The organism is Brevundimonas sp., assembly GCF_003248455.1.
In the GTDB taxonomy this organism is placed as follows: domain Bacteria; phylum Pseudomonadota; class Alphaproteobacteria; order Caulobacterales; family Caulobacteraceae; genus Brevundimonas.
This window is the reverse complement of the sequence record NZ_QFNM01000062.1, coordinates 1-5,971: the sequence shown is the minus strand read 5'-3', so window position 1 is coordinate 5,971 and position 5,971 is coordinate 1. Positions and strand designations below refer to the sequence as shown.

Here is a 5,971-nt window from a genome sequence, read left to right as displayed (position 1 = left end):
GCCCGTGGTCGACGACTCGGCGTTGATGTCGTCGATCATGTGATAGCCGGCGTCGATGGCGCCGTACCAACCATTGGGTTCCGCCGATGCGGCGCCGGCTGCGAACAGCCCGGCCGCGGCGACGGAGGCGAGAAGTTTGAGCTTCATGGCTTCCTCACTGTGTGAATGCGCGAAGCTGCGCACTAGCACAGCATTCCCGAGCCGAACGACGTGGCTGGCGAGCGGTTCCGCATTCAGGTTAGGATTGCGGCGACTGTGGCGCCGTTTCAACACATTGGGCGCCTGCGAGGGAGAAGACGATGACGATACGGTTCGACGGACAGGTGGCGATCGTGACCGGCGCGGGCGGCGGCCTGGGGCGCGAGCACGCCCTGGCCCTGGCCGCGCGCGGCGCCAAGGTGGTGGTCAACGACCTGGGCGGCGCCCGCGACGGTTCGGGCGGATCGGCGACCGCCGCCGAATCCGTGGTCGCAGAGATCGAGGCGGCCGGCGGAGAGGCCGTCGCCAACGCCGCCTCCGTCACCGATTTCGCCGCCGTCCAGGCCATGGTCGATCAGGCCGCGGAGAAATGGGGCCGCGTCGACATCCTGGTGAACAACGCCGGCGTCCTGCGCGACAAGTCCTTCGCCAAGATGGAGCTGGACGACTTCCGCTTCGTCGTCGATGTCCACCTGATGGGCGCGGTCAACTGCACCAAGGCGGTTTGGGACATCATGCGGGGCCAGAACTACGGCCGCATCGTCATGACCACCTCGTCGTCGGGCCTCTACGGCAACTTCGGCCAGGCGAACTATGGCGCGGCCAAGATGGCGCTGGTCGGGCTGATGCAGACCCTGGCCATCGAGGGCCAGAAGAACGACATCCGCGTCAACTGCCTGGCCCCCACCGCCCACACCCGCATGACCGAGGATCTGGGCGCGGCGCTTCCGCTGGAGGCCTTGGCCCCGGCCCTGGTCACGCCGGGACTTTTGTATCTGGTCAGCCAGGACGCCCCCAGCCGCGCCATCCTGGCCGCCGGCGCCGGCGGGTTCGAACGCGCCTATGTCACCCTGACGCAAGGCGCGTTCATCGCGGGCGACGACGCCCCCGAACAGGTCGCCGCCCGCTTCGACGCCATTTCGGACCGCACCGGCGAAATCGTCCCCGACATGGGCTCCGCCCAGGGCATGATCGAACTAACCAAGGCGCAGACGGCGCACGGTTCTTGAGGGCCTATCGCAGGTCTTAAGGGACCTATCGCGCATTCGCGCGACTTGAGCCGCTATGCATACGGCCTTGCGTTGACGCGGCGGCAGGCGCCTAACGTCGTCTCAGAGGAAACAACGGCCTCAAGCAGCGCGAATGCGCGATAGGCCAAGCTGAAGAGAGCATCCATGCGCGAAGCCGTCATCGTCTCAACCGCCCGCACGCCCATCGGCCGCGCCTATCGCGGCGCCTTCAACGACACCCAGGCTCAGCAGCTCGGCGCCCATGCGGTCAAACACGCGGTCGCCCGCGCCGGCGTCGATCCGGCCGAGATCGAGGACGTGATCATGGGCGCGGCGCTTCAGCAGGGTTCGACCGGGACCAATGTGGCCCGCCAGATCGCCCTGGCCGCCGGCCTGCCGTCCTCGGTCCCCGGCATGAGCCTGGATCGCCAGTGCGCGTCCGGCCTGATGGGCATCGCCACGGCGGCCAAGCAGGTGGTGTTCGACCAGCAGAAGATGGCGGTCGGCGGCGGCCTGGAAAGCATCTCCCTGGTGCAGAACCAGAACATGAACCTGTATCGAATGAAGGACGAGGCGCTGCTGAAGCTGTCGCCGCACATCTACATGTCGATGCTGGAGACGGCCGAGGTGGTGTCGCGCCGCTACGGGGTGTCGCGCGACCGACAGGACGAATACGCGCTGAAATCCCAGCAACGGACCGCCGCCGCCCAGGAGGCTGGCCGCTTCGACGCCGAGATCGCGCCCATGACCACGACCATGCTGGTCATGGACAAGGCCACCGGTCAGACGTCCTCAAAGGAAGTCACCCTGTCCAGGGACGAGGGCAACCGTCCCGACACCACGCTGGAGGGCCTTAAGGCGCTGAAGCCCGTGTTCGGCGGCGGCGAGGAAATCCAGCAGGGCGAGTTCGTCACGGCCGGCAACGCCTCTCAACTGTCCGACGGCGCCTCCGCCGCCGTGGTCATGGAGGCGGGCGAGGCGGTGAAGCGCAACCTGCAGCCGCTCGGCGCCTATCGCGGCATGGCCGTGGCGGGCTGCGAACCGGACGAAATGGGCATCGGGCCGGTCTACGCCGTGCCCAAGCTGCTGAAGCGCCACGGCCTGACGGTGGACGACATCGGCATCTGGGAGTTGAACGAGGCCTTCGCCGCCCAGGTCCTGTACTGCCAGGACCAGCTGGGCATCCCCGACGAACGGATGAACGTCTCGGGCGGCGCCATCTCCATCGGCCACCCCTATGGAATGTCCGGGGCCCGCATGACCGGCCACGTCCTGATCGAGGGCAAGCGCCGCGGCGCCAGATACGGCGTCGTCACCATGTGCATCGGCGGCGGCATGGGCGCGGCCGGGCTGTTCGAAATCTTCTGAGAACGCCCGAAAGCCGCGCCCACATGAAACGGAGCTTCGAAACGCCAGCGTTTCGAAGCGGCGCGGCCGGGCTGTTCGAAATCTTCTGAGAACGCCCGAAAGCCGCGCCCACAGAAAACAAGGCTTCGAAACGCCGGCGTTTCGAAGCGGCGCGGCCGGACTGTTCGAAATCTTCTGAGAACGCCCGAAAGCCGCGCCCACACTTTTTCAAGCCGTCATCCTAGGGCTTGTCCCTAGGATCCATACGCCCGGTCGTTGGGCAGGTCGCACCCTGCGGTCACACCGGGCGTATGGATCCTCGCCACAAGGGCGAGGATGACGAGCAGAAAGGCGGCGAAGGCAAAGGAAGGCGAAGCGAGACGCTCACACCTTCTCGCTGACCTTGATCGCAACCCGGCACCCCGCCTTGATCACGCCCGACAGCAGGCGATAGGCCGGGGCCTCGCGGCTGCCGTGTTCGACCGCGTGATCGTGGTGGGCCAGTTCCTCGTCGCGGAACTGTTTCAGCTCGGCGGCCAGTTCGGGGTCGCGCTCGCCGATCTCGGCGATCTGGTCGGCATAGTGTTTCTCGATCACGCTCTCGACCGCCTCGGTGCAGGCGTGGGCCGCCTTCTCGCCCATCAGGGCCGTGCCGGCGCCCAGGGCCGAGGCCACGATCCGCCACAGGGGCGTCATCGCCGTGGGCCGCACCCGGCGTTCGTTCAGCAGCCGGTCGAACCGCGCCAGATGCGCCGCCTCCTGATCCTGCATCTCCGACAGGTCGCGCACCATGTCGCCATGGGCCTTGCGCCCCTCGAACACCGCCTTCTGGGCGCGATAGATCAGAACGGCGGCGTATTCCCCGGCGTGATCGACGCGCAGGATTTCGTCCATCCGGGCCTTGTCGGCGCCGCGGCCGGGTCTGGGCAGGGGAATGGAGCCGCTCATCGCATCAGGCCTTTTCGATCCGGGGGGCGCGGGCGTCCTTGGGGCGTTTGGCGGCCAGCAGGCTGAAGACGGCCAGGACGGCGCTGATGACCGCGTTCCAGCCCGCCATCGACAGGCCTAGCCAGCTCCAGACCACGTCTCCGCAGCCGATCACCTGGATCGCCGGTCCCGTCCCCAGCGCCAGGGCCGCCAGACCGTCCATGTCGATGGGGCCGCCGGCCGACGAACAGGTCGCCGGCAGGGCCCACCATCTGTATTCGCCGCCCATGTGGAAGACAGCCGTGATCGCGCCGGTGGCGAAGATCGCCGCCAGCAGGAAGGCGGCGATGCGCGGCGTGCCGCGCCGTCCGCCGCTGAACAGGGTCCAGGCCGTGGCCAGCCCGCCCACCGCGACGGCGGCCCAATAGACCTCGCGCTGCTTCAGGCACAGATTGCACGGCTCCAGCCCGCCGAACCGTTCGAACGCATGGGCGGCGCCCAGCATGGCCAGCGACGCCGCCAGGGCGAAGGCGGTCCACCAACGGGTCAGAAGGCGATAGGCGTCTGTCATCGTGCTTCGCTCTTACCCCGCCCCGACCCGTCCGTCGACTTACAGAACCTTCAGCACGACGATCAGCGCGATCAGGGCGACCAGGCCCGCGCCGGTCCACAGGGCCAGCCGCTTCTCCACCTGGGCCAGCATGGCCGGACCCCAGGTCTTCAATATCCACGCCTCCAGGAAGAACCGCCCGCCCCGCGTCGCCACCGAGGCGGCGATGAAGACCGGGAAGCTGAACGCCGCCAGGCCCGAGGCGATCGTCACGAGCTTGTAGGGAATGGGCGTCAGCCCCTTGATCAATATGACCCACAGCCCCCACTGGTCGAACCACTGGCGGAACTGCGCCAGCCCGTCCGAATGGCCCAGCACCCGCATGATGGCCAGGCCCAGATCGGTCAGGAAATAGCCGATGGCGTAGCCCAGCACGCCGCCCAGCACCGAGGCGACGGTGCAGACGGCGGCGTAGAAATACGCCTTCTGCGGCCGCGCCAGGATCATCGGCGCCAGCATCACGTCCGGCGGAATGGGAAAGAACGAACTCTCGGCGAAGGAGACCACGGCCAGGGCCTTGGTCGCGTGCCGGCTGCGAGCCAGTTCGAACACGCGGTCATACAGTTTGCGAAGCATGGGGGCCGATAACACGCCGTGCGACACCGCGTCATCCGCTCGCGCCCCGATGCAAACCGTCGCTGGCCCGCTCTCATCACGTCCCTGTGGCCGCGTCTTGGCTCCGTCGTCATCCGCGACTAGGTTCCGCGCCAATCGGCGGCGCCTTCGGTTAAGACCGCCTCAAAATCCGTGCGGGAGACGCGCCATGAACGACATGACCCAGGCCCAGGTGGAAGAGCTCGACCAGGAAAACCCCCTCGGCGTCGACGGTTTCGAATTCGTCGAATTCACCGGCCCCGAGCCCGAGGCGATGATCGCGCGCCTGGAGACGATGGGCTTCACCCAGACCCATGTGCATCCCAGGACCGACGTGGTGCGCCTGAAGCAGGGCGACATCAGCTTCCTGGTGCACCGGACGCCCAAGGGACAGGCCGCCGACTTCGCCCGCGATCACGGCCCCTCGGCCAACGGCATGGCCTTCCGCACCACCGACGCCAAGGCCGCCTACGAGGGCGCGGTCGAACGCGGCGCCAGGCCGGCCCAGGGCGTCGACGGCGGGGCCCTAGGAAGCGGAGAATGGGGGGACGATTACCCCTATATTCTGGAAGGTATCGGCGGCAGCCTGCTCTATGTCATCGACCAGTACGGCGACGCCGGTTCGCTATACGACGCCTGGGACGAGATCGAGGGCTGGGAAGAGGCCGAGCGCAGGAACAACGTCGGGCTGGAGGTGCTGGACCACCTGACCCACAACGTCCGTCGCGGCCAGATGCGCACCTGGTCCGGCTTCTACGGCTCGGTGTTCAACTTCGAGGAACAAAAGTATTTCGACATCAAGGGCAAGGCGACGGGCCTGTTCTCCCAGGCCATGATCGCGCCCGACCGCGCCATCCGCATCCCGCTGAACGAAAGCCAGGACGAGAACTCCCAGATCGAGGAGTTCATCCGCCGCTACAACGGCGAGGGCATCCAGCACATCGCCCTGACCACCGAAAACATCTTCGAGACGGTCGAGGCCATGCGCGAGCGCGGCGTCGAGTTCCAGGACACCGTCGAGACCTATTTCGAACTGATCGACAAACGCCTGCCGAACCACGGCGAGGATGTGGAGCGGATGCGCAGGAACCGCATCCTGATCGACGGCTCGGACGAGGACGGCCTGCTGCTGCAGATCTTCACCCAGGACGCCTTCGGCCCGATCTTCTTCGAGATCATCCAGAGGAAGGGCAACGAAGGCTTCGGCAACGGCAACTTCCAGGCCCTGTTCGACTCGATCGAGCTGGACCAGATCCGTCGCGGCGTCATCAAGGTCGACGCCTGA

At 67.0% G+C, this 5,971-nt stretch carries 6 protein-coding genes and 1 pseudogene; 3 read left to right on the top strand and 4 right to left on the bottom strand.

All coding sequences use genetic code 11. From position 1 onward, the window contains the following. A pseudogene (locus tag DI624_RS15735) lies at positions 1 to 147 on the bottom strand (cell envelope biogenesis protein OmpA); the annotation flags it as partial. Between the two features lie 152 nt (positions 148 to 299). Here DI624_RS15735 and DI624_RS15730 point away from each other — a divergent pair. Together DI624_RS15730 and DI624_RS15725 are read left to right on the top strand one after the other, a co-directional pair. Next, a complete protein-coding gene (locus DI624_RS15730) occupies positions 300 to 1,208 on the top strand; it encodes an SDR family NAD(P)-dependent oxidoreductase (RefSeq protein ID WP_291540398.1) in 909 nt (302 codons plus the stop codon). Between the two features lie 165 nt (positions 1,209 to 1,373). After that, a complete protein-coding gene (locus tag DI624_RS15725; protein ID WP_291540396.1) occupies positions 1,374 to 2,576 on the top strand; it encodes an acetyl-CoA C-acyltransferase in 1,203 nt (400 codons plus the stop codon). A 363-nt stretch (positions 2,577 to 2,939) separates the two neighbouring features. Here DI624_RS15725 and DI624_RS15720 read toward each other — a convergent pair whose 3' ends face one another. The 3 genes from DI624_RS15720 to DI624_RS15710 are packed head-to-tail and all read right to left on the bottom strand — an operon-like array spanning position 2,940 to position 4,668. After that, positions 2,940 to 3,503 carry a demethoxyubiquinone hydroxylase family protein gene (locus DI624_RS15720; RefSeq protein ID WP_291540394.1) on the bottom strand — a complete coding sequence of 188 codons (564 nt, stop codon included), beginning with the start codon at positions 3,501 to 3,503 and terminating at the stop codon, positions 2,940 to 2,942. Positions 3,504 to 3,507: 4 nt separating this feature from the next. After that, entirely contained in the window at positions 3,508 to 4,053 is a 546-nt protein-coding gene (locus DI624_RS15715) for a disulfide bond formation protein B (RefSeq protein WP_291540392.1), read from the bottom strand. Between the two features lie 39 nt (positions 4,054 to 4,092). Next, complete coding sequence (locus DI624_RS15710; RefSeq protein ID WP_291540390.1) at positions 4,093 to 4,668, bottom strand: YqaA family protein; 576 nt, start codon at positions 4,666 to 4,668, stop codon at positions 4,093 to 4,095. Positions 4,669 to 4,855: 187 nt separating this feature from the next. On the opposite strand from DI624_RS15710, the gene hppD reads away from it, so the two are divergent. After that, entirely contained in the window at positions 4,856 to 5,971 is a 1,116-nt protein-coding gene (gene hppD, locus DI624_RS15705; RefSeq protein WP_291540388.1) for a 4-hydroxyphenylpyruvate dioxygenase, read from the top strand.

Bases quoted from the DNA above. Each gene is read 5' to 3' on its own strand.
- DI624_RS15730 (WP_291540398.1), top strand. From the start codon at position 300: ATGACGATACGGTTCGACGGACAGGTGGCGATCGTGACCGGCGCGGGC.
- DI624_RS15715 (WP_291540392.1), bottom strand. From the start codon at position 4,053: ATGACAGACGCCTATCGCCTTCTGACCCGTTGGTGGACCGCCTTCGCC.
- DI624_RS15720 (WP_291540394.1), bottom strand. From the start codon at position 3,503: ATGAGCGGCTCCATTCCCCTGCCCAGACCCGGCCGCGGCGCCGACAAG.
- hppD (WP_291540388.1), top strand. From the start codon at position 4,856: ATGAACGACATGACCCAGGCCCAGGTGGAAGAGCTCGACCAGGAAAAC.
- DI624_RS15710 (WP_291540390.1), bottom strand. From the start codon at position 4,668: ATGCTTCGCAAACTGTATGACCGCGTGTTCGAACTGGCTCGCAGCCGG.
- DI624_RS15725 (WP_291540396.1), top strand. From the start codon at position 1,374: ATGCGCGAAGCCGTCATCGTCTCAACCGCCCGCACGCCCATCGGCCGC.